The 22013-nt window shown below is 65.0% G+C and carries 17 protein-coding genes; 11 read left to right on the forward strand and 6 right to left on the reverse strand.

The features are described 5' to 3' along the window. Nucleotides 1-4: 4 nt before the first annotated feature. From OKC29_RS03335 to OKC29_RS03345, 3 genes are all read right to left on the reverse strand, one after another. Nucleotides 5-817: an enoyl-CoA hydratase gene (locus OKC29_RS03335; RefSeq protein WP_041218640.1), complete on the reverse strand. Its 813-nt coding sequence runs from the start codon at nucleotides 815-817 to the stop codon at nucleotides 5-7. Nucleotides 818-957: 140 nt separating this feature from the next. Then, complete coding sequence (locus OKC29_RS03340) at nucleotides 958-2115, reverse strand: acyl-CoA dehydrogenase family protein (RefSeq protein WP_039214368.1); 1158 nt, start codon at nucleotides 2113-2115, stop codon at nucleotides 958-960. A gap of 65 nt (nucleotides 2116-2180) precedes the next feature. Then, the gene (locus OKC29_RS03345) at nucleotides 2181-3692 is read right to left on the reverse strand and encodes a CoA-acylating methylmalonate-semialdehyde dehydrogenase (protein WP_073350500.1); all 1512 of its coding nucleotides are present in this window, start codon (nucleotides 3690-3692) and stop codon (nucleotides 2181-2183) included. Nucleotides 3693-3937: 245 nt separating this feature from the next. Here OKC29_RS03345 and OKC29_RS03350 point away from each other — a divergent pair, with 245 nt between their 5' ends. From OKC29_RS03350 to OKC29_RS03390, 9 genes are all read left to right on the forward strand, one after another. Continuing rightward, nucleotides 3938-5086: an isovaleryl-CoA dehydrogenase gene (locus OKC29_RS03350; RefSeq protein ID WP_073350502.1), complete on the forward strand. Its 1149-nt coding sequence runs from the start codon at nucleotides 3938-3940 to the stop codon at nucleotides 5084-5086. Next, entirely contained in the window at nucleotides 5083-6684 is a 1602-nt protein-coding gene (locus OKC29_RS03355) for a carboxyl transferase domain-containing protein (RefSeq protein ID WP_073350503.1), read from the forward strand. The genes OKC29_RS03350 and OKC29_RS03355 overlap by 4 nt, the downstream gene beginning before the upstream one ends. Nucleotides 6685-6693: 9 nt before the next feature. Next, complete coding sequence (locus OKC29_RS03360) at nucleotides 6694-7533, forward strand: enoyl-CoA hydratase-related protein (protein WP_073350505.1); 840 nt, start codon at nucleotides 6694-6696, stop codon at nucleotides 7531-7533. Nucleotides 7534-7642: 109 nt separating this feature from the next. Then, nucleotides 7643-9607 (forward strand): acetyl/propionyl/methylcrotonyl-CoA carboxylase subunit alpha, encoded by a 1965-nt coding sequence (locus tag OKC29_RS03365; protein WP_073350506.1) that lies wholly within the window; start codon nucleotides 7643-7645, stop codon nucleotides 9605-9607. After that, nucleotides 9604-10560 (forward strand): hydroxymethylglutaryl-CoA lyase, encoded by a 957-nt coding sequence (locus OKC29_RS03370; protein WP_073350508.1) that lies wholly within the window; start codon nucleotides 9604-9606, stop codon nucleotides 10558-10560. The genes OKC29_RS03365 and OKC29_RS03370 overlap by 4 nt, the downstream gene beginning before the upstream one ends. A gap of 11 nt (nucleotides 10561-10571) precedes the next feature. Continuing rightward, a complete protein-coding gene (locus tag OKC29_RS03375) occupies nucleotides 10572-10994 on the forward strand; it encodes a MerR family transcriptional regulator (RefSeq protein ID WP_041217579.1) in 423 nt (140 codons plus the stop codon). 37 nt (nucleotides 10995-11031) lie between these two features. Then, entirely contained in the window at nucleotides 11032-11793 is a 762-nt protein-coding gene (locus OKC29_RS03380) for a substrate-binding periplasmic protein (RefSeq protein WP_073350510.1), read from the forward strand. A 48-nt stretch (nucleotides 11794-11841) separates the two neighbouring features. Further along, nucleotides 11842-14742, forward strand: a complete 2901-nt coding sequence (locus OKC29_RS03385) for a DUF748 domain-containing protein (protein ID WP_073352469.1) — start codon at nucleotides 11842-11844, stop codon at nucleotides 14740-14742. 678 nt (nucleotides 14743-15420) lie between these two features. Beyond that, a complete protein-coding gene (locus OKC29_RS03390) occupies nucleotides 15421-16017 on the forward strand; it encodes an acetate uptake transporter (RefSeq protein WP_011705937.1) in 597 nt (198 codons plus the stop codon). Between the two features lie 82 nt (nucleotides 16018-16099). Here the strand turns inward: OKC29_RS03390 and OKC29_RS03395 are convergent, their stop codons facing one another. Continuing rightward, a complete protein-coding gene (locus tag OKC29_RS03395; RefSeq protein WP_073350511.1) occupies nucleotides 16100-16909 on the reverse strand; it encodes a zinc-dependent peptidase in 810 nt (269 codons plus the stop codon). 18 nt (nucleotides 16910-16927) lie between these two features. Next, nucleotides 16928-17365, reverse strand: coding sequence for a GNAT family N-acetyltransferase (locus OKC29_RS03400; RefSeq protein ID WP_073350513.1), 438 nt, complete (start codon nucleotides 17363-17365; stop codon nucleotides 16928-16930). Between the two features lie 314 nt (nucleotides 17366-17679). Here OKC29_RS03400 and OKC29_RS03405 point away from each other — a divergent pair, with 314 nt between their 5' ends. Then, complete coding sequence (locus OKC29_RS03405) at nucleotides 17680-19179, forward strand: alanine/glycine:cation symporter family protein (RefSeq protein ID WP_073350514.1); 1500 nt, start codon at nucleotides 17680-17682, stop codon at nucleotides 19177-19179. Between the two features lie 63 nt (nucleotides 19180-19242). On the opposite strand, the gene OKC29_RS03410 is transcribed toward OKC29_RS03405, so the two are convergent. Then, nucleotides 19243-20049 (reverse strand): crotonase/enoyl-CoA hydratase family protein, encoded by an 807-nt coding sequence (locus tag OKC29_RS03410; RefSeq protein ID WP_073350516.1) that lies wholly within the window; start codon nucleotides 20047-20049, stop codon nucleotides 19243-19245. A gap of 176 nt (nucleotides 20050-20225) precedes the next feature. Here OKC29_RS03410 and OKC29_RS03415 point away from each other — a divergent pair, with 176 nt between their 5' ends. Beyond that, nucleotides 20226-22013, forward strand: a complete 1788-nt coding sequence (locus OKC29_RS03415) for a putative nucleotidyltransferase substrate binding domain-containing protein (RefSeq protein WP_073350517.1) — start codon at nucleotides 20226-20228, stop codon at nucleotides 22011-22013.

Below are 22013 nucleotides of genomic sequence, written 5' to 3' on the forward strand. Positions count from 1 at the left end.
TACCTCATTCATCCTTCACTCCCTCACTCTTCACCGACTTGGATTGGTCGTAGTGCCAGCGCGGGGCTCGCTTCTCGAGGAAGGCGGCCACCCCTTCGCGCTGGTTGGCATCGTCAAACAGGGTGAGAAACAGGCTGCGCTCGAGCGGCAGTGCCGCGTCCCGATGGCCGCTGCGCCCCTGGTTGATGAGCTGCTTGCAGGCGCGCAGGGCGCTCGGGCTCTGGCGCTCCACCAGCTGGGCCATCTGGTGCGCCGCCTCCCAGGCATGGCCCTCCTTCACCACCTCCTCCACCAGCCCCATCTCGTAGGCCAGGGTGGCGCTCACCTTCTCGCCGCAGAGGATCATCCGCTTGGCCCAGCCCGGCCCCACCAGTTCGGTCAGGCGCTGGGTGCCGCCGGCGCAGGGCAAGAGCCCCACCGAGGCCTCCGGCAAGCCCAGCTTGGCCTGCTGCTCGGCGATGCGGATGTCACAGGCCAGCGCCACCTCCAGGCCCCCCCCCATGGCGTAGCCATTGATGGCGGCGATGCTGACCCCGTGAAAGCGGGCCAGCGCCTCGAAGGCGCGGCCAAAGGCCTCGGCCACTTCGCGGGCGTGCTCCAGGTTGCCGTCGGCAAACATGTTGAGATCGGCACCGGCACAGAAGAACTTGTCCCCGGCCCCGCGGATCACCAGCGCCACCACGTCGGGACGGCTGTCGAGCTCCACCATCATCTGCAAGAAGGCCTGCAGGCTGGCGAGGGTCCAGGTGTTGGCGGGAGGATGGTCGAGGGTGATGTAGGCCACGTGACCGTGATATTCGAGCCTGATCCTTGTCATTGCGTTGTCCTTGTCAAAAAACCTGCCCCATGATGACAGGGTTGAATGGAGCCGACCTGCGGCTGGCTCACAAAGCCTGACGACGAGTCACGCCAGCCCCGTCGTCAGGGCGGGCTGCCGGGTACGGCGGCCCCACCTCGCTACTCCAGCGCCAGCCCGGGCTCGGCCAGCAGGCGGCGGGCGATGATGAGCCGCATCACTTCATTCGTCCCTTCCAGAATGCGGTGAACCCGGGTATCGCGCAGGTAGCGCTCGAGCGGGTACTCGCGGATATAACCATAGCCGCCAAAGAGTTGCAGGGCGTCGTCGCAGACGCGGTGACCCACGTCGGTGGCAAAACGCTTGGCCATGGCGCACCAGGCGCTCTTGTCCGGCGCGCCTGCATCGAGTCTCGCGGCCGCCTGACGCACCAGCAGCCGGGCAGCCGCCAGCTCGGTGGCCATGTCGGCCAGGCGAAACTGCACGCTCTGGAATTCGCTGATCGGGTGGCCAAATTGCTGGCGCTGCTGCACATGGGCCAGGGCATCGTCGAGGGCCTGCTGGGCAGTGCCGACCGAGCAGGTGGCGATGTTGATGCGCCCGCCATCGAGCGCCTGCATGGCGAACTTGAACCCTTCCCCCTCCTGCCCCAGCCGGTAACGGGCGGGAATGCGCACGGCGCTGAAGCTCACCTCCCGGGTCGGCTGGCTGTTCCAGCCCATCTTCTCCTCCGCCTTGCCGTAACTCACGCCGGGCGTCTCGGCCGGTACCATGAAGGCGGAGATCCCCTTCGCCCCCTCGCCACCGGTGCGGGCCATCACCACCAGCACGTCGGTGCTGCCGGCACCCGAGATGAACACCTTGCTGCCATCGAGAAGGTAATCCTCGCCGTCACGCACGGCGCGGGTCTTGAGGGCCGCGGCATCGGATCCGGCGCCAGGCTCGGTGAGGCAGTAGGAGCCCAGCAGCTCGCCGCCGGCCAGCCTTGGCACCCACTCCTCGGCCACCTCGGGAGGCAGCCAGCTGCCCAGCATCCAGCTCACCATGTTGTGGATGGTCAGATAGGCGGTGGTGGAGGTGCAGCCCATGGCGAGGCGCTCGAAGATGAGGCTGGCATCGAGCCTCGGCAGGCCGAGGCCGCCATACTGCTCCGGGGTGTAGAGGCCACAAAAGCCAAGCGCCGCCGCCTGCTTGATGGTAGGGATGGGAAATTCATGCTCCTTGTCCCAGCGCGCGGCGTGGGGCTTGAGCGCCTCCTCGGCAAAAGCGCTGGCGGCCTCCACATAGGCCTGCTGATCCGGGGTCAACGTAAAATCCATCTTGTTCGCTTCCTTGTACTTGTTCGATCCGTTGCTGTCAGTGGGTGCGCCCGGGCAACCTGCCATCAGCGCAGCTGAATGGTCATGTTGGGACCGCTGGGAATGTCTTCGTCGAACCAGCGTTCGGTGACCGTCTTGGTCTCGGTGTAAAAACGCACCGCCTGCTTGCCGTAGGCGTGCAGATCTCCGTAGAAGGAGCCGCGCCAGCCGGTGAAGGAGAAGAACGGCAGCGGCACCGGGATGGGCACGTTGATCCCCACCTGGCCCACCGCCACCTCGTGACGAAACTTGCGGGCAGCCGCGCCGCAACCGGTGAAGATGGAGGTGCCGTTGCCGTAGGGGTTGTCGTTGATGAGGGCGAGCGCCTCATCGAGGCTCGCCACCTCGAGACAGGCCAGCACGGGCCCGAAGATCTCCTCCTGGTAGATGCGCATTTCGGGGGTCACGCCGCGAAACAGGGTCGGCCCCACCCAGTTGCCCACCGGGTAGCCGGGCACGTCGCAAAAACGGCCGTCCAGCAGGCACTCGGCCCCCTCGGCGATCCCCGCCTCGATGAGCCCCTCCACCCTGACTTTCGCTTCCGGGCTGATGAGGGGGCCGTAGGCCGCTTCAGGATCGTGCCAGACGCCGGGTTTCACCTTGGCGAACTCGGCGGCGAGCTCGGGGATCCACTCCCGGGCACTGCCCACGAACACCGCCACGCTGATGGCCATGCAGCGCTGACCGGCAGCGCCGACCCCGGCCCCCACCAGATTGCTCAGCACCTGCGCCTTGTTGGCATCCGGCATGATCACCATGTGGTTCTTGGCACCAACAAAGCACTGGGCCCGCTTGAGCTGCGAAGTGGCGCTGCGATAGACGTGACCGCCAACCCGGGCCGAGCCGACGAAACTGACCGCCTTGATGTCGGGATGGGCCAGCAGCGCATCCACCTGCTCGGCGCCGCCGTGCACCACCGACAGAATGCCCTTGGGGGCTCCCGCCTCGGCAAACAGCTCGGCCAGCCGCATGGGGGTGAGCGGATCCTGTTCGGAGGGCTTGAGCACGAAGCCGTTGCCGCAGGCCACCGCCAGCGGGAACATCCAGAGCGGGATCATGGCCGGAAAGTTGAAAGGAGTGATGCCAAGGCAGACCCCGAGCGGCTGCACCCAGGAGTGACCGTCGACCCGCCGTGCCACGTTGCCCATGGTCTCCCCCAGGGTCTGGCTGGCGATGGCGCAAGCCTGCTCCACCACCTCGATACCGCGCCACACATCCCCCTTGGCATCCGCCAGATTCTTGCCGGTCTCCTGGGCCAGCAGAGCCGCCAGCTCGTCGTGATGCGTCTTCAAGAGATGCTGGTAGTTGAACATCACCCGGGCTCGCTCGGAGGCCGGCACCTCCCGCCACAGCAGATAGGCGTCGTGGGCGGTGCGCACCGCCAGTTCAATTTCCGCCGAGGTGGCCTTCGGCACCCGCGCCAGCAGGCTCTGATCCGCCGGATCGGTCACCTCGATCCACTGCTCGCTCGCGGAAGGATACGCCTCCCCGCCGATGTGCAGCGGCATGTCGCCGAACCGGGTCTGATGGTTGTTCATGGGCACTCTCTCCTTGCTGGCACATCATGGGCCGCTTGCGAACGGACCATGGGCACTCCTGTGACTAGGGCCATCACGACCGAGCAATCGCCCTTGCCGTCATGGCGCAACAAATTTACCTTAGACTAACAATCAATTTACGTTTACGCTAACGTAAACTTAAATCACAAATGGACTGACCAGTTTGGCCCCCTGTTTCAGCTTGGGCCGCCAAGCTGTCACCCCTTCATATGAGGAGAGCAAGGATGCATGCAGTGATGGACGAGACCCTGTGCGCCCTGACCGAGCAGGTCGAGGCCTTCTGCCAGAAAGTGATTGCACCGCGGGCCGGTGACATCGATCAGAGCAACGTCTTCCCCCGCGATCTCTGGCCCCGCATGGGTGAGCTGGGTCTGCACGGCATCACGGTGGCGGAGGAGTATGACGGGGTGAACCTCGGCTATCTGGCCCACGTGCTGGTGATGGAGCAGGTGAGCCGCGCCAGCGCCTCGGTCGGCCTCTCCTACGGCGCCCACTCCAACCTCTGCATCAACCAGATCCATCGCCATGGCACGGCGGAGCAGAAAGCGCGCTACCTGCCCCCGCTGGTAAGCGGCGAGCATGTGGGGGCGCTGGCCATGAGCGAGCCGGCTGCAGGCTCCGATGTGGTCAGCATGCGCCTCAGCGCGGTGCGCGAAGGGGAGCACTTTGTGCTGAACGGCAACAAGATGTGGATCACCAACGGCCCGGATGCCGACACCTTCGTCATCTATGCCAAGACCGATGCCGCTGCCGGCCCCAAAGGGATTTCCGCCTTTATCGTCGAGGCGGGGACTCCTGGTTTCTCCACCGCCCAGAAACTCGACAAGCTCGGCATGCGCGGCTCCAGTACCTGCGAGCTGGTGTTTGACAACTGCCGGGTGCCGCAGGAGAACCTGCTGGGCCCCTTGCATGGCGGGGTCAAGGTGCTGATGAGCGGGCTGGATTACGAGCGGGTGGTGCTGGCGGCCGGTCCCCTTGGCATCATGCAGGCCTGCATGGATGTGGTGCTGCCCTATGTGCGCGAGCGCAAGCAGTTTGGCCAGCCCATCGGCGAGTTCCAGCTGGTGCAGGGCAAGCTTGCCGACATGTATACCCGCCTCGCCAGCAGCCGGGCGCTGGTCTACTCGGTGGCGAGCGCCTGCGATCAGGGCCTCACCAGCCGCAAGGATTGCGCCGCCGCCATTTTGTTTGCCGCCGAGAACGCCACCCAGATGGCGCTCGATGCCATCCAGCTGCTCGGCGGCAACGGCTACATCAACGAATACCCCACCGGCCGCCTGCTGCGGGACGCCAAGCTCTACGAGATCGGCGCCGGCACCTCGGAGATCCGCCGCTGGCTCATCGGCCGCGAGCTGATGGGGGATAATGCATGAGCAGGCTCCACTCCCACCTCGACACCGCCAGTCCCGACTATGAGGCCAATCGGGCCGCCATGCAGGCCCTGGTCGACGATCTCAATGCCTGCCTGGAAGAGATAGCCTTGGGCGGCGGCGCTGCCAACAACGCCCGCCATCAGGCTCGCGGCAAGCTGCTGCCCCGCGAGCGCATCAACCAGCTGCTGGACCCGGGCTCCCCCTTTCTCGAGCTCTCGGCGCTGGCCGGCTGGCAGGTCTATGACGAGCCGGTGCCCGCCGCCGGCATCATCACCGGCATCGGTCGGGTCTCTGGACGCCTGTGCATGCTGGTGGTGAATGACGCCACCGTGAAGGGCGGCACCTACTACCCGCTCACGGTGAAAAAGCACCTGCGCGCCCAGGCCATCGCCGAGCGGCTGCGCCTTCCCTGCCTCTATCTGGTGGATTCCGGCGGTGCCTTCCTGCCGATGCAGGACGAGGTGTTCCCCGACCGGGATCATTTTGGCCGCATCTTCTACAACCAGGCCCGCATGTCGGCCCAGAACATCCCCCAGCTGGCGGTGGTGATGGGGCTCTGCACTGCCGGCGGCGCCTACGTGCCCGCCATGGCGGACGAGTCGATCATGGTCAGAGAGCAGGCCACCATCTTTCTGGCGGGCCCGCCGCTGGTCAAGGCCGCCACCGGCGAGGAGATCAGCGCAGAAGCCCTGGGCGGCGCCGAAGTGCACTGCACCCACTCAGGGGTGGCAGATCACATGGCCCGCGACGATGGCCACGCCCTGGCCATCGCCCGCACCCTGGTGACCCACCTGGGCAACGAGCCGGTAGAGACTAGCCCCGGCTATGAGCCCCCCTGCTACCCCCTCGAGGATCTCTACGGTCTGGTGGGCACCAGCCTCAAGCGCCCCTATGACGCCCGGGAGCTGATCGCCCGGCTGGTAGATGGCTCGGACTTTGATGAATTCAAGGCGCTGTTCGGCACCACACTGGTGACCGGCTTTGCCCGGATCTGCGGCATGCCGGTGGGGATCCTCGCCAACAATGGCGTGCTGCACAGCGACAGCGCCCAGAAGGGGGCCCACTTCATCCAGCTTTGCAACCGGCGCGCCATCCCGCTGATCTTTTTACAGAACATCACCGGCTTTATGGTGGGAAGCCAAGCTGAGCGCGAAGGGATCGCCAAGCACGGCGCCAAGCTGGTCACCGCCGTGGCCTGCAGCCGGGTGCCCAAGATCACCCTGATAGTCGGCGGCAGCTTTGGTGCCGGCAACTACGGCATGTGCGGGCGCGCCTACGACCCCGATTTTCTGTTCAGCTGGCCCAACAGCCGCATCTCCGTCATGGGCGGCGAGCAGGCGGCCGGGGTGCTGGTGCAGGTGCGCCGGGACAAGCTGGCGGCTGAGGGCAAGCCATTGAGCGAGCAGGAGGCAACCACCATCCGCGCCCCGGTGATCGAGCAGTATGAGCGTCAGGGTCACCCCTACTACGCCAGCGCTCGCCTGTGGGATGACGGCGTCATCGACCCGGCCCAGAGTCGCACCGTGCTGGCGTTGGCACTGGCGGCCTGTCAGGGGGCCGAGACCGGCCCGGAACAGTACGGCATCTTCCGGATGTAAGGAGTTCACATGTCCGATCCACTCAGTCACGCTCTCCAGCCCGGTTTTCGGCTGGAGCGACACGGCCCGCTGGCCGAGCTGGTGCTCGACCGCCCGGCCCGCCACAACGCCTTTGACGCCGACCTCATGCTGGGGCTGCTCGACTGCTTCGACGAGCTGGCCCACACCCACGGCCAGGCCCTCGCCGATCGCCCCCACGCCTTGCTGCTGCGGGCCGAAGGCAAACACTTCTGCGCCGGCGCCGATCTCAACTGGATGCGCAACCTGGCCCACGCCGATTTCGAGCACAACCGGGAAGACGCCCGGGTGCTGGCCCGGCTGATGCAAACCCTGGACGAGCTCCCCTTCCCCACGGTGGCGCTGGTGCAGGGCGCCGCCTACGGCGGAGCGCTCGGCCTCATCTGTGCCTGCGATCTGGTGCTGGCCGCCGATGACGCCCGCTTCTGCCTCTCCGAGGTGAGCCTCGGGCTGGTGCCCGCGGTGATCAGCCCCTACGTGGTGCGCGCCATGGGGATGCGCCAGGCCCGCGCCCTGATGCTCTGCGCCGAACCGTTCGATGCGGTGACCGCCTGCCGGCTCAACGTGGCGCACCGGCGCTGCCCGCCGGATCAGCTGTTAGCCGAAGGACGCGCGCAGGCCCTGCGCCTGTGCCGCAACGGGCCGGAAGCGATGAAAGAGACCAAGCGGCTGCTGGCTGCCCTCGAGAGCCACAGCGCCAGTCTGCACGAAGAGAAAACTGTCGAGACCATCGCCCGGGTACGGGTCGGTCTCGAAGCCCAGGAGGGGATGCAAGCCTTCTTCGACAAACGCCCCCCCGCCTGGCGCCCCCGTTTCAAGGACGAAGCATGACTCAATACCACTCCATCAAGCGCCTACTGATCGCCAACTGTGCTCAATATAACTGGCGTGTGGATCAACACGCTTCGCACTTGTGCGCCTTGAACGACAGGGAGCCAGCATGACCCATCACACTCCAATCAAGCGCCTGCTGATCGCCAACCGCGGCGAAATTGCCGTGCGCATCATCAAGACCGCGAGGCGCCTCGGCATTCACACCATCGCCCTCTACTCGGACGCCGATGCCCGCGCCATGCATGTGCGCGAAGCCGACGAAGCCTGGCATCTGGGGCCGGCCCCCGCCCGGGAGAGCTACCTCGACACCGGCAAGGTGCTGCGCATCGCCCAGCAGGCCAACGCCGACGCCATCCACCCGGGCTACGGTTTTCTGTCCGAGAACAGCGACTTTGCCACCGCCTGCGAGCAGCGGGGCGTGCGCTTCATCGGGCCAAGCGGCGCCGCCATCCTCGCCATGGGCGACAAGTCTGGCGCCAAGGCGCTGATGCAGGCAGCCGGCGTGCCGGTGCTGCCCGGTTATCACGGCTCGGATCAGCACCCAGACTTTTTGCGCGATCAGGCGAGCCAGGTGGGCTTCCCGCTCCTTATCAAGGCGGCCAGCGGCGGCGGTGGCAAGGGAATGCGCCGGGTCGATCAGCTCGCTGACTTTGACGACGCCCTGGCGGCGGTCAAGCGGGAGGCAAGCGCTGCATTCGGTGACGACCACGTGCTGCTGGAGCGCTATCTCGCCCGCGCCCGCCACGTGGAGGTGCAGGTGTTTGCCGATACCCTTGGCAACGCCATCTATCTGGGGGACCGGGACTGCTCGTTGCAGCGCCGCCACCAGAAGGTGATCGAGGAGGCCCCTGCCCCCGACATCGCACCGGCGCTGCGCCGCGCCATGGGCGAAGCCGCCGTCGCCGCCGCCCGGGCCATCACATATCGGGGAGCCGGCACCATCGAGTTTCTGCAGTGCGGGGAGGAGTTCTTCTTCATGGAGATGAACACCCGGCTGCAGGTGGAGCACCCGGTCACCGAGGCCGTCACCGGCCAGGATCTGGTGGCCTGGCAGCTGGCGGTGGCCGAAGGCAAGCCGCTGCCGCTCACCCAGGAGGAAGTGGTGCTGCACGGCCACGCGGTGGAGGCGCGCCTCTACGCCGAGGACGTGGCCACCGGTTTTCTGCCCGCCAGCGGCCCCATCAATTGGCTCCACTGGCCGGATGGTGTGCGTATCGACACCGGCGTCGGCGCCGGCGATGCGGTGAGCCCCTATTACGACCCCATGATCGCCAAGCTGATCGCCCACGCACCGAGCCGCAGCGAGGCCTTTGCCAGCCTGGCCGACGCGCTGGCGACGCTGGAACTCGGCCCCTTGGTGCACAACGGCCCGCTCTTGCTGCGCCTGTGCGAAGAGCCAGAAGTATTGGCCATGGGCCACCACACCCAGTGGCCCATTCCCACCGATACCCTGCCCGTTCCGGCGCTCGCCTGGCCGCTCGCCGCGCTCTGGCTCGCCAGTCGCGAGCACGGCGCCTCCCCCTGGCAGCAGGCCGCAGGCTTTCGGCTGGGCCCCACCCGCAGCTTTAGCGCAGCGGTGCGCATCGGCGAGGAGGCCCGCGTGCTGACCCTCGCCGAGCGTGCAGGCAGCCTGCTCTGGCAGGGCGAGCAGATCCCGTTCGAGCTCGGGGCGGATCAGATCCGCCTGCAGCAGGCCGGCAGCTGGCAGCGCTACCCGCTGCATACCCTCGGCGAGGGCGACTATCTGCTGCACCTGGCGGGCAGGCGCATCCGCTTCTCGGCCGATGATCAACATCATCAGCTGCACCATGATCACCAGGCAGGCGATGCCCCCGGCATCCTGGCCCCCATGCACGGCATCGTCGTGGCATTGCAGGTCGAGGCCGGCCAGCCGGTCAGCAAGGGGCAACCCCTACTGGTGCTGGAGGCGATGAAGATGGAGCACGTCCTCAAGGCCGACCGGGATGGGGTGATCGAGGCGCTGCAGTGCCGCCAGGGAGAACAGGTGAGTCAGGGCGCCCTGCTGGTGCGCTTTGCCGAGCAGCATACCGCGCAGGAGGAGCGCTCATGAGCCGAGCACAGGAGAACCGGGACGACAAGGTCAGCCTGGTGGAGATGGGGCCGCGGGACGGCCTGCAAAATGAGGCCGCGACCCTCTCGCTGGTGCAGCGGCTGGAGCTCATCGCCCGCCTGGCCGAGAGCGGGCTGCAGCGCATCGAGGTGGGCGCCTTCGTGTCGCCTAAGAAGGTGCCGCAGATGGCGGATTCCGCCGCACTGTTCAACGCCCTGCCGCGCAGGGGGCCGACCCGCTATGGCGCCCTGGTGCCCAATCTGCAGGGTCTGCAGGCCGCCATTGCCGCCCGCGCCGACGAGATAGGCCTCTTCACCGCCTGCTCCGACGGTTTTACCCGGGCCAATATCGGCATCAGCGTGGAGGAGTCGCTGGTGCGCTTCGCCCCCCTGGTGCAGGAGGCGCGCAGCCTCGGCATCAAGGTGCGCGGCTACCTCTCCACCGTCATCGCCTGCCCGTTCGATGGCCCGACCCGGCCCAAGCGGGTCGCCGCCATGGCCGAGCGACTGCTGGATCTGGGCTGCCACGAGATATCGCTCGGCGACACCATCGGCGTCGGCACCCCGGGCACGGTGGCCCCCATGCTGGATGCGGTGCTGCACGAGATCCCGGCCGGCCGGCTCGCGGTCCATTTTCACGACACCTATGGCCAGGGGCTGGCCAACCTGCTGCCGGCGCTGGAGCGCGGCATCCGCACCATTGACAGCTCGGTGGCCGGGCTTGGCGGCTGTCCCTATGCCCCCGGCGCCTCCGGCAACGTCGCCTCAGAGGAGGTGGTCTACCTGCTGCACGGCCTTGGCATGAGCACCGGCGTCGATCTCGACCAGCTGGCCGCCACCGGCCAGTGGGTCAGCGAGCAGCTCGGTCGCCCCAACGGCTCGCGGGTCGGCCGGGCCCTGCACGCCAATGCCGAGCGGCTGCGCACCCGGCTGTGCCAGCCATCCCCGCAATAAGGAGCCCAGCCATGTCCAATACCCTCGCCCACGGGCTCGCCGGCAAGCAGGTGACCTACAGCATCTCCGAGCTGGCCCACGAGTTCGATATCACACCGCGCACCATCCGTTACTACGAGGACGAGGGGCTCATCACCCCGACCCGGGAGGGGCAGACCCGCATCTACAGCCACAAAGACAAGATCCGGCTCAAGCTGACCCTGCGCGGCAAGCGCCTCGGCTTCAGCCTGGCGGAGATCCGCGAGCTGTTCGACATGTATGACACCGACCGCTCCAGCAAGACCCAGCTCAACTCCATGATCCAGCTCATCGAAGCCAAGCGTCACTCCCTGAGCCAGCAGCTGGAGGATATCCAGATGGTGATGGCCGAGCTGGAAGCGGCCGAGCAGCGCTGCGTTAATTCCCTTAACAGCTTGAAAACCAGCGCAGATTAACCGAATCTGGGATCATCTCTGCCTGCTGGGAGACCCCATGAAACGCTGGTGCTGGTTGTTGCTGCTGCTCTGCTGTACGGCATGGGGCCACCCGCTGATCCGGGTCGGTGGCTACCCCTATGCCCCCTTCGTCGTCAAGGACGACAGCGGCCACTATCGTGGGCTGACCCTGGATCTCATCGCCCTGCTCAACGACATCCAGCAGGATGTGCACTTCGTGTTCGTGCCCACTTCGGCCCCCCACCGCTACAAGGCGCTGGCCCTCGGCCGCTTCTCGCTGATGCTGTTCGAAGATATCCGCTGGGACTGGAATGCCGATCAGGTGCGCATCACCCGTCCGCTGCTGCTGGGTGGCGAGCGCTACGTCGCTCTCAAGGCGCCGGGGCGGGATCAATCCTTCTTTGACAACCTGGCGCAGCGCCAGCTGATCGGGGTCAGCGGCTATCACTACGGCATCGCCGATTTCGACGCCACCGCGAGCACCCTGAAACAGCGCTTCAATATCACCCTGGTCAAGGACAACATCAGCGCTCTGCAGGGGCTGTTCAAGGGGCGCGGCGAGGTGGCCATCCTCAACCTCTCCTATCTCAACCAGTTCGACAAGGATTACCCCGAGCAGGCAAGCCAGCTGCTGCGCTCCAACCGGTGGGATCAGCAGTATGAGTTGCGCGCCCTGCTCAGCCCGGACGCCGGGATCTCGGTACAGCAGCTGGAACAGTGGCTGGCCCAGCTGAAAGAGAACGGGAAATTGGCAAGCCTTTGGACAAAGTACGGCGTACAGCATCAAGTGGCACCATGATCATGCCCTGAAAGTTTGTTACCCTATGCGTATCAATTGGAGACCATCATGCCCAAGCTTCTGCGTGCCCGTCTGCTGCGCTACGCCCTCTACCTCTGCGCCGCCCTGCTGATCTCCCTGCTTATTCTGCTATGGCAAGCCCCCACGCTGACCCAGCGCCACCTGCCGAGCTGGCTGGCCAAACACTACGGCCTGCACCTGAGCCTGGGGGAGATCGACGTCGGCCTGCGCCACCCCTCCCTCGCCATTGGCCCCACCACCCTGTTCGATGACCAGCAGCAGCCCCTCGTCGCCTTCGAGCGCCTGCAGCTCACCCCCTTGCTAGGGGAAAGCTGGCGCCAGCGCGCCCTGATCCTCGACGAGGCGCGCCTCGTCAAGCCAACCGTCAACCTGGTGCGACTGGCGGATCAAGGCACAACCGTCCGCTTCAACCTGACCGAAGCGCTGGCCAGCCTGCTCACCCCGAGTGAAACCACGGACACCGACAGCGGTGCCCCTTTGCTGGTGCAGATCAACCAGCTGGCGGCAGAGCAGGGTCACATCTCCTATCAAGACAGCCGCAAGCAGAGCAGCCCCGGCTGGGTGCCCACCCTGACCCTGAGCGGGCTCGACCTGCAACTGCCGACCTTCTCCACCGCCCCTGGTCGCGCCAACCCCTTCGTGCTCGCCACCACAATCAATCAGCAGAGCCCGCTCAAGGCGAGCGGCGAGCTAGACATCATGAGCGGCGCCGGCAAGGGGAAGATCAGCCTCGGCAAGCTGGCGCTCGCCCCCTTTGCCCCGCTCTGGGCGCCTTATCTTGATATCAAGCTGGCCAAGGGCGAGGCCAACGTCGAGCTGGCCTACCAGATAGCCGAGGGCAAGCAGGGGCTGAGCTGGCAACTATCCAAGGGCAAGCTGACCCTCAATGACTGGCAGCTCCAGCGTCGCAAGGGCGGCGAATTTGCCCGCTTCAAGCAGCTGGCGCTGACCGGCATCGCACTCGACGGCAACAAGCAGGCGCTGCAGATAGACCGGCTGGCGCTCAAGGCCCCGGCCATCAGCGCGGTGCTCGATGCCAACCAGCAGCTGGATCTGGCGACTCTGCTGCTCCCCCAGCCACCGGTCAACACCGGTAAAGCTGCCAAACCGGCGGCGCCGGACCAACCCTGGCGCTGGAGCCTCAAGCAGACCCGCATCGAACAGGGCCAGCTCAAGCTGACCGAATCGAGCAGCGGCAAACCGCTGCTGCGCGAGCTGTCCGCCCTGACGCTGGCACTGGGTCCGCTGGGCAGTCAGAGCGGACAGAGCAGCCCGCTGACCTTGAGCGGGGCGCTCAACAACCAGGCGAAACTGGACTTTGACGGCGACCTCGCCCTCGCCCCCTTCAGCCTCAACGGCGAGATCAGGCAACAAGGCCTGCCGCTCAGCTGGGCCCAGCCCTATCTGCAGGATCTGCTGCGCATCAGCGTGCGCGACGGCCAGCTTGCCAGTCGCACCAAGCTGGCGCTGGCCACCGATGCCAAGGGGGCACTGAGCAAGCTGGAGCTGAGCGGCGGGCTCGATATCGAGCGGCTCAACGTGCTGGATCGGGCCGACAACCAGCGCCTGCTGCAAATTGAGCAGTTGCAGCTGAGCGGCCTGCACTATGACGGCATCAGCCAGCAGGTGAAGATAGACGACATCCTGCTGCGCAAACCCTTCGCCCGCATCGAGATCAACGAGGACAGGGTCACCAACGTGCAGCAACTGCTGTTGCCGCAACCCGCCACGGCCAAGCCCGCCAGCAGCGGGCCGGCCCCCCGCGTCAGCATTGCCCAGGTGCGCACCGAGCAGGGCAACCTGCGCTTTGCCGATCGCAGCCTGAGCCCGGAATTCGTGGTAGACATCGCGGCCCTCAGCGGTCAGAGCCGCCATATCAGCAACATCCCAGGCCAGCGCTCCGAACTGGCCTTCAACGGCAAGGTGGACCGCTACGCCCCGGTGACCATCCGCGGTGGCACCAACCTGCTGATCGAGCAGCCGGTGCTGGACGTGGCCGTCACCTTCAACAATCTGGAGCTCACCACCTTCACCCCCTACTCCAGTACCTACGCTGGCTATGCCATCGACAAGGGGCAGCTCTCCATGAAGCTCAACTACCAGTTGCAGGGCAACCGGCTGGAGGGGGACAACGACATCACCATCAAGAAGCTGCAGCTGGGGGAAAAGGTCAAAAGCGAGCAGGCCAAGGATCTGCCGCTGGGACTGGCGGTCGCCCTGCTGAGCGATGCCAACGGCGTCATCCAGATGAACCTCAAGGTGAAGGGCAACCTGGATCAGCCGGACTTCAGCCTCGGCAACATCTTCTGGGATGTGCTCGGCAACACCCTGCGCAAGGCGGTCACCTCCCCCTTCTCGCTGCTCGCCTCCCTTGCGGGCGGCAGCGAGGATCTCGATGAGCTGCCCTTCCTGCCCGGTGAGCCGGATCTCACCCCCACCCAGCAGGAGAAGCTGGCCAAACTGGCGCAGGCCCTCAAGGACAGACCCAAGCTCAGCATGAACATTCGCGGCAAGGTCAACTTCAACGAGGAGCGCCCCATCCTACAGCGCCAGAAGCTGGAGCGAGCGCTGGCCAAGATCACCGGCGGCCCGGTGGACCTCGAGCTGCTGGAGCAGGACCCCACCATGCAATCGGCGCTGGCACAAGCTTATGAGGCCCGTTTCAACGAAGATCTCGGGGATCTGGCCGATCGGCTGAAACTCGATGAAGAGAGCCCGGCCCTGCGCGCCCAAGCGGTTCTCCTGCTGCGGGATCAGCAGCTCATCACCGCCAAGTCCCTGCGCAATCTGGCCATGCGCCGCGCCCAGAACACCAAGGAGTTTCTGGTAGACCGTCAGGGGATCGCGCCGGAGCGGCTGTTCGTGCTGGACAGCCAGGTCAAGGAGGCCGACAAGGAGGCCAAGGTGGTGCTGACGCTGGACGATTAAGCCGCTGACCTCAGCAGGATGAGGGGGCACCACCCTCCTCATCCTGCACGTGGCACGCTCGTCTCCTCCTTGTAGCCGCTGCCACATGCATTCCTCGCCGCAGCCTTGCTTTCCCCTTGCAGCACCAGCCACTGGCTCTCTCGGCAATTCAGCCACCGCACGGGCACACCTGTGCGCGATGACACAGCCGCAGCCACTTATCGGCCAAGATTTTCTCACTCAGCCCCCTAGCCTTCGGTCGTTTCACAACTCAACACCCTAAGCAAATCAGTCCGGAGCAAAGACTCCTGCTCGACCTTGTCGATGCTGCGAGCAGACAGCTTGGCCGTTTGCCTTAATCAAGTAATGAACGTCTCTTGTCTGATGGCATATGAGGGTGTTTTTTAGCCTCCAATATACTCGGGGTTGGCAATGGGCATCCCGTTGACGGCACTGCTCAGCCCATCGGCCCGAATTGTATGAAACTTTCAGAATCGTGCTGCTCAATACAATTTTTCAACCTTGTCCGCACCATTCATTCACCTGCCATCTACCTGGATCGTACGAATGGTCAGTCAGGTAAAAAATCCCGTTATTTTTTTACCGTTTCGGCCATTCCCCCCCTTGCCCAGCGCCAAGAGCCTGCCTAAAATCGCGCGTCTTTTATCAACCCCCACCTCTATTTTTGGAGAACGCCACGTGAGCGAAAAATTGGCCAACCCTGCCCCTCTGGGTCTGATGGGTTTCGGTATGACCACCATTCTGCTGAACATCCATAACGCAGGTTTCTTCCCCATCAGCGCCATGATCCTGGCCATGGGCCTGTGCTATGGCGGTCTGGCCCAGATCATCGCCGGTATCATGGAGTACAAGCGCGGCAACACCTTCGGTGTGACTGCCTTCATCTCCTACGGCACCTTCTGGTGGAGCCTGGTGTTCCTGTTGGTGATGCCGACCATGGGTCTGGCCGAAGCCACCCCGCACGCCTACATGGGCTGGTACCTGCTGATGTGGGGCATGTTCACCCTGTTCATGCTGATCGGGACCGTCAACTACCCGCGCGTGAAGCAGTTCGTGTTCGCCTCCCTGACCGTGCTGTTCTTCCTGCTGGCCGCCCGTGACTTCACCGGCAGCACCCTGATCGGCACCATCGCCGGTTTCGAGGGCATCATCTGTGGTGCCAGCGCCATCTACCTGGCCATGGCCACCGTGATCAACGAGCAGTTCGGCCGCACCGTGATGCCCATCGGCGATCACAAGAAAGCCGCCGCCGTTCAGCTCAAAGCCGCTGCCTAAGCACCCGGCCGACACAGCTGTCACGAAAAAGGCACCCCGCGGGGTGCCTTTTTGTTGGGCGCGATTTGCCGGGATCACCCGGCTAGCCTTGATGCTCGGGCTCCCCCGCCAGCAGCCGGGTAGCAGGAAAACGCGCGGCCGGTTGCTGACCGAAGAAGCGGGTGAACTGCTGGTACACCGCCGGATAGGTGTCGCGCAGGCGCAGCGGATCGGTGAAAAAGCACTCGCTGCACACCGCAAAAAATTCGGCCGGGTGCGAGGCAGCGTAAGGGTCGATGGCGGTAGGCTCGTGGCGATCCAGCTGCGCCTGCATGGCATCGAATGCCGCCTGCAGCGCATCGGTCCACTGGCGCGGATCCATGCCCGCCGGCAGCGGCGGCGCCCCGTCGGCCTCCCCTCCCAGCATGTCGAGCTTGTGGGTCAGCTCGTGGATCACCAGATTGAAGCCGTCCCAGTCCCCATCCTGCTGCAGCTCGCTCCAGGCCAGCACCAGCGGCCCCTGCGGCCAGGATTCGCCGGCGTTCTCCTCTTCGACCTCGCTCACCAGCCCGAACTCGTCCTGCACCTGCTGACGGCGCACCACCGGCTCGGGGATCAGGATGATCTCGTGAAAACCCCGATACCAGTCGAGCCCCAGGTGCAGAATGGGCAGCGCCGCCTGCAACGCCAGCACCGCCTGCTGACGGGAAGTGAGCGACACCCCGAGCTGGGTCAGGGTCTTGCGGGCCAGCAGCTGCTGCGCCAACCCGATCAGGGTCTGCTCCTCCTCCCGGGAAAAACCCTGCAAAATGGGCACCGCGGCCAGGGCCTGCTGCCACTCCAGCGCGCCAGGCCCATTGTCATCTTGCTGGGACGCACCACCAAACACACTTCGTAAGCGGGACCAGAACACGCAGACTCCTCTTGCTGATCAGACTGTTTTCACAAACCGTTTCGGACGCTCGACATACCCCTGCGCCAGATAGAAGCGATGGGCCCCCTCCCGCTTGAGGCTGCTGGAGAGCTCCAGCTGGCTGCAACCCTGCGCCCGCGCCCGCTCCTCTGCCACCACCAGCAGGGCGCCGCCGACGCCGCGTCCCCTTGCACCCTCATCGACAACCAGCGCCGAGATCAGGCCCCACGCTGGTGCAACGTGCAGCGGGCTCAGCCAGTGCCACACCAGCACGCCCGCGATCTCCTCCCCCAGGCAGGCCACCAGCACCTCGCGGGCCGGATCTTGCACCAGCCAGCGCTCGCCCAGCACCTGCGGGCTGACCGGATAACCCAGCTGGCCGAACAGGTCGGCCATGGCGGCTGTATCCTCGGCACACGCCGGGCGGATCATCGCGATTTCTTGCTCCATCTTCATCCTTGGCCTTGATTTTGCTCTCTCCCTCCCACCGCAGAGCGCCGATGAAAGAGGAGATGATACCGGGCCGGCACCGCATTCTGTCCAGTTGCACCGGCCATTTGTTAATGTCAATTCACAAATTAACAAGATAACAACATATTTCGCTGGGAAGCCCCAGCACAAATCGATATGTTAAAACCCGCGGACTGGCCAGTGGAAACATCCACCGACCCGTCCCACACCATAACGAGTGACCCCAGGGTCACCACCAATTTGAGGGAGCGAGGCACAGACCCCGCCAACAAGACAGCACAACAAAGGAGTTGTTGTACATGAATGAGATCGTCAATGCCATCAATGGTGTGATTTGGAGCCCGGCGCTCATCTATCTGTGTCTGGGGGTAGGCCTCTACTTCTCCCTGCGCAGCCGCTTCCTGCAACTGCGTCACATCAAGGAGATGATCCGGCTGATGTTTGATGGCAAAAGCACGGATGCGGGCGTCTCCTCCTTCCAGGCGCTGGCCATGACCCTGGCCGGCCGGGTGGGTACCGGCAACATCGCCGGGGTTGCCACCGCCATCACCTTCGGCGGCCCAGGAGCCATGTTCTGGATGTGGATGGTAGCCTTCCTCGGCTCCAGCTCCGCCTTCGTGGAGTCCACCCTGGGCCAGGTCTACAAGGAGAAGATCAACGGCGAATACCGCGGCGGCCCAGCCTTCTACATCGAGAAGGGGCTCGGCATGAAGTGGTACGCCTGGACGTTCGCCATCGCCACCATCTTTGCCTGCGGCGTATTGCTGCCGGGGGTGCAGGCCAACTCCATCGGCGCCAGCCTGCAGACCGCGTTTGATATCGATCCGAACGTCACCGCCGCCGGTCTGGCGCTGCTGCTCGGCTTCATCATCTTCGGCGGCGTCAAGCGCATCGCCAACTTCGCCAGTACCGTGGTGCCCTTCATGGCGCTCGGCTACATCATCGTCGCCTGCGTCATCATCGCCCTCAACATCCACGCCCTGCCCGGCGTGATCCTGCTGATCTGGAAGAGTGCCTTCGGCTTTGATGCCGGCTTTGGCGCCATTCTGGGTCTGGCCATCATGTGGGGCGTCAAGCGCGGGGTCTACTCCAACGAAGCCGGTCAGGGTACCGGGCCGCACGCCTCCTCCGCCGCCGCGGTAAGCCACCCGGCCAAACAGGGCCTGGTGCAGGCGTTCTCGGTCTATATCGACACCCTATTCGTCTGCTCCGCCACCGGCTTTATGCTGCTCATCACCGGCCTCTACAACGTGCAGGGTCCGGACGGCGCCTCTCTCTACACCGGCATCGCCGGAGTGGCAGCAGGCCCGGGCTACGTGCAGACCGCCATGGAGAGCATGATGCCTGGTTTTGGCAGCATGTTCGTGGCCATCGCGCTGTTCTTCTTCGCGTTCACCACCATCGTTGCCTACTACTACATCGCCGAGACCAACATCGCCTACATCAACCGCAAGGTGAACCGTCCCTGGCTGACCTTCGTGCTGAAATTGACCCTGATGGCCTCCACCGTCTATGGCACCGTCAAGACCGCCGAACTCGCATGGGGCATGGGTGACATCGGCGTCGGGCTGATGGCCTGGCTCAACATCATCGCCATCCTGCTGCTGCAAAAGACCGCCTTTGCCTGCCTGCGCGACTATGAAGCGCAGCAAGCCAAGGGGCTGGATCCGGTGTTCCACCCGGAGAAACTCGGCATCAAGAACGCCGACTACTGGGCCGGTCATCGCTCCGAAGACAACCTGGAGCAGGAAAAATCCGGTCACCCCTTCGAACCGGACCAGGATCGCAAGATCTCCTGATCGCGCATCACTCCCCAACAAAAATGGCAGCCGAGGCTGCCATTTCTTGTTTATCCCTGCCTGTCAGAGCGCGTTGCGGCGCGGCCCGAACGGCAGTCGCCAGCGAAACAGGCTGTTGAGGGTGGCGCGCCACTGGTTGGGGCGCCCCAAGATCTGCTTTTGCAACCGGGTCTCTTCCTTTAGCATCGCCTCATCGCTGCGGGCCCAGGCCTGGTTGTAGAGCTGCTTGATCCCCGCCAGCGCGTCCGGCGACTTGGTGATGAGGGTCTTCGCGAACTCCCGCGCCTCGGCCAGTGGATCGTCGCAGACCCGGCTCACCAACCCGAGGGACTTGGCCTCCGGCGCCGCCAGCTCGCGCCCGCTCATGGCCAGCTCCATGGCGGTATCCACCCCCATCAGGTTGCGCATGGTGACGCTACCGCTCATGTCGGGGATGATGCCCCACTTGATCTCCATCACCGAGAAACGGCAATCGGGGGTGCTGAACCGAAAGTCGGCGCCGAGCGCAATCTGCAACCCGCCGCCAAAGCAGACCCCCTGAGTCACGGCGATCACCGGCACCGGCAACTGATGCCAGCCATAGGCTACCCGCTGGGCCAGGTTGGTAGCTTCATCCGCCTCGCGTTTTAAGATCTCGAGCGCCGCCACCGGCTGCTTGAGCATGGATTTCACATCCAGCCCGGCACAAAAGGCCCGCCCCTCCCCGTGCAGGATCACCGCCCGCAACCCCTTGTGCTGGCGCAACTGCTCGAGTACCCCGTCGATGGCGCTGAACATGGCTCTGTCCAGCGCATTGAGCTTGTCGCCCCGCGCCAGCATCACCTCGGCGATGCCGTCCCGGATCTCGCATTTGACCCTTGGTTTTTCCATTTTCCCCTGTCCTCTCCTGAGTTCGTACTGGTCATACCACCACGTTATCAGAGTGTTATCGCCAGGTACAGCGAGGAGCCCGGTTTCCCACTGCTGCGGCGCGTGCGACTAAAGTCGGCTGGCTGGTCAGGCGCCGCTTTGTCAGACTGGCTTGACGCCACCGGCCAAGGATTGCCATGACCAGCCTGTTCAACTTTGCCCGCCCGCCGTTTGACTGCCTGACCGAAGAGGAACGTCAACGGCTCGAGCAGCACCTCTCCATCTGCTACTTTCGCGCCGGCCAGCCTGTGCTCAAGGCGGGCGATGCGCCCCCCGGCCTCTATCTCGTCCTCAAGGGGGCGGTGGAAGAGTCGAGCCCCCATCACCAGTTTGGCGACTATGGCGAGGGGGACTTGTTCGACGTGCGCGCCCAGTTCGACGGCCACTGCCGCCACCAGTTCAGTGCGTTGGAAGATCTGCTCTGCCAGCTGATCCCCAGAGCCACCTTCATCGAGCTGTGCGAAGGCAATCCCGCCTTCGCCCGCTACTTCACCGCCAGCCTGGCACAGCGACAACAGCAGCAGGAGCAGCGCGCCCAGCTGGGGCAGAAGAATCTGGCGGAGTTCATCCTGACCCGCATCGAGCCCGGCCATCTGCAGCCGCCACTCATCGTCGACAGCCGCCTGTCGCTCTTGGCCGCCACCGAGGCCATGGTGGCCAAGGGCACCGACTGCCTGCTCTACCCGGCCACGGATGGCAGCCTGAGTCTGGCGACCCGCAAAACCCTGCTGCACGCCCTGACGCTCAAGGGACTGCCACTGACGACGCCGCTGGCGGTACTGGATCCGACCCCGCTCATCGGCCTGCCACTGGACAGTTATCTGTTCGACGCCCTGCTGCTGATGACCCGTCATCGCATCAAGCGGCTGGTGGTCTGGCAGGGGCAGGAGGTGGCGGGGATCCTGCACCTGACCCAGGTGCTCGGTCTCTTCTCCACCCACTCCCATGTGCTGACCCTGCGCATCGCCCGCGCCGACACCCTGCCGGCGCTGGAAGCGGTCGCCCGGGAGCAGCAACAGCTGACCCGCTCCCTGTTCGGCCAGGGGATCCACACCGCCTTTTTGATGAAGCTCATCGCCACCATCAACGAACAGCTGATCGCCAAGGCCTTTGCCCTGGTGATCCCGCCTGCGGTGCAGGAGCGGGTCTGCCTGCTGATGCTGGGCTCGGAGGGGCGCGGCGAGCAGATCCTCAAAACCGATCAGGACAATGCCCTGATCCTGTCCGCCGACCTGCACTGGCCGACCCGGCAGGCCGATTTGGCCGCCTTCAGCGATCTGCTAGCCCGGCTCGGCTACCCACCCTGCCCCGGCCGGGTGATGGTCAACAATCCGGTCTGGGTGAAGCCCCTCGCGCTCTGGCTGCAGGAGATCGAGCGGGCCTGCGTCGAGGCCAGTGAAGCAGACCTGCTCTGGCTCGCTACCCTGGCCGACGCCCACCCCATCGCCGGCGATCGCGCCCTGCTTCCCCCTCTTGCCCGCAAGTTGCGCGATCAGCTGGCCGAGCGGGGAGATCTGCTGGCGGAGATGGTGCGACCGGCGGTGGCCTTCCATGCGCCGCTCACCTTGTTTGGCCGCCTGGAGCGGGCGCCAGAGGGACTGGATCTGAAACGTGGCGGCCTCTTCCCGCTGGTACACGGCATTCGCATGCTGGCGTTGGAAGCCGCCATTCTGGAGACCTCGACCCTGGCACGGATCGAGGCGCTGGTGGCGGCCGGGCGGCTCAGTACCGGTTTTGGCGACAATCTGGCGGAGGCGTTCCGGTTGTTCGTCCGCTTGCGGCTGCGCAGCCAGCTCAAGGAGGGAGAGAGCCGGGTGCAGGTGAATGATCTCAGCCACGGCGAGCGGGATCTGCTGCGCCAGGCGCTGCATCAGGTGAAGAAGTTCCAGCAGTGGCTCACCTTGCACTTTCGTCTGAGGCAGTAA

Origin of the sequence: Aeromonas sp. QDB34 (assembly GCF_027705405.1) — a bacterium.
GTDB classification, from domain to species: domain Bacteria; phylum Pseudomonadota; class Gammaproteobacteria; order Enterobacterales; family Aeromonadaceae; genus Aeromonas; species Aeromonas hydrophila.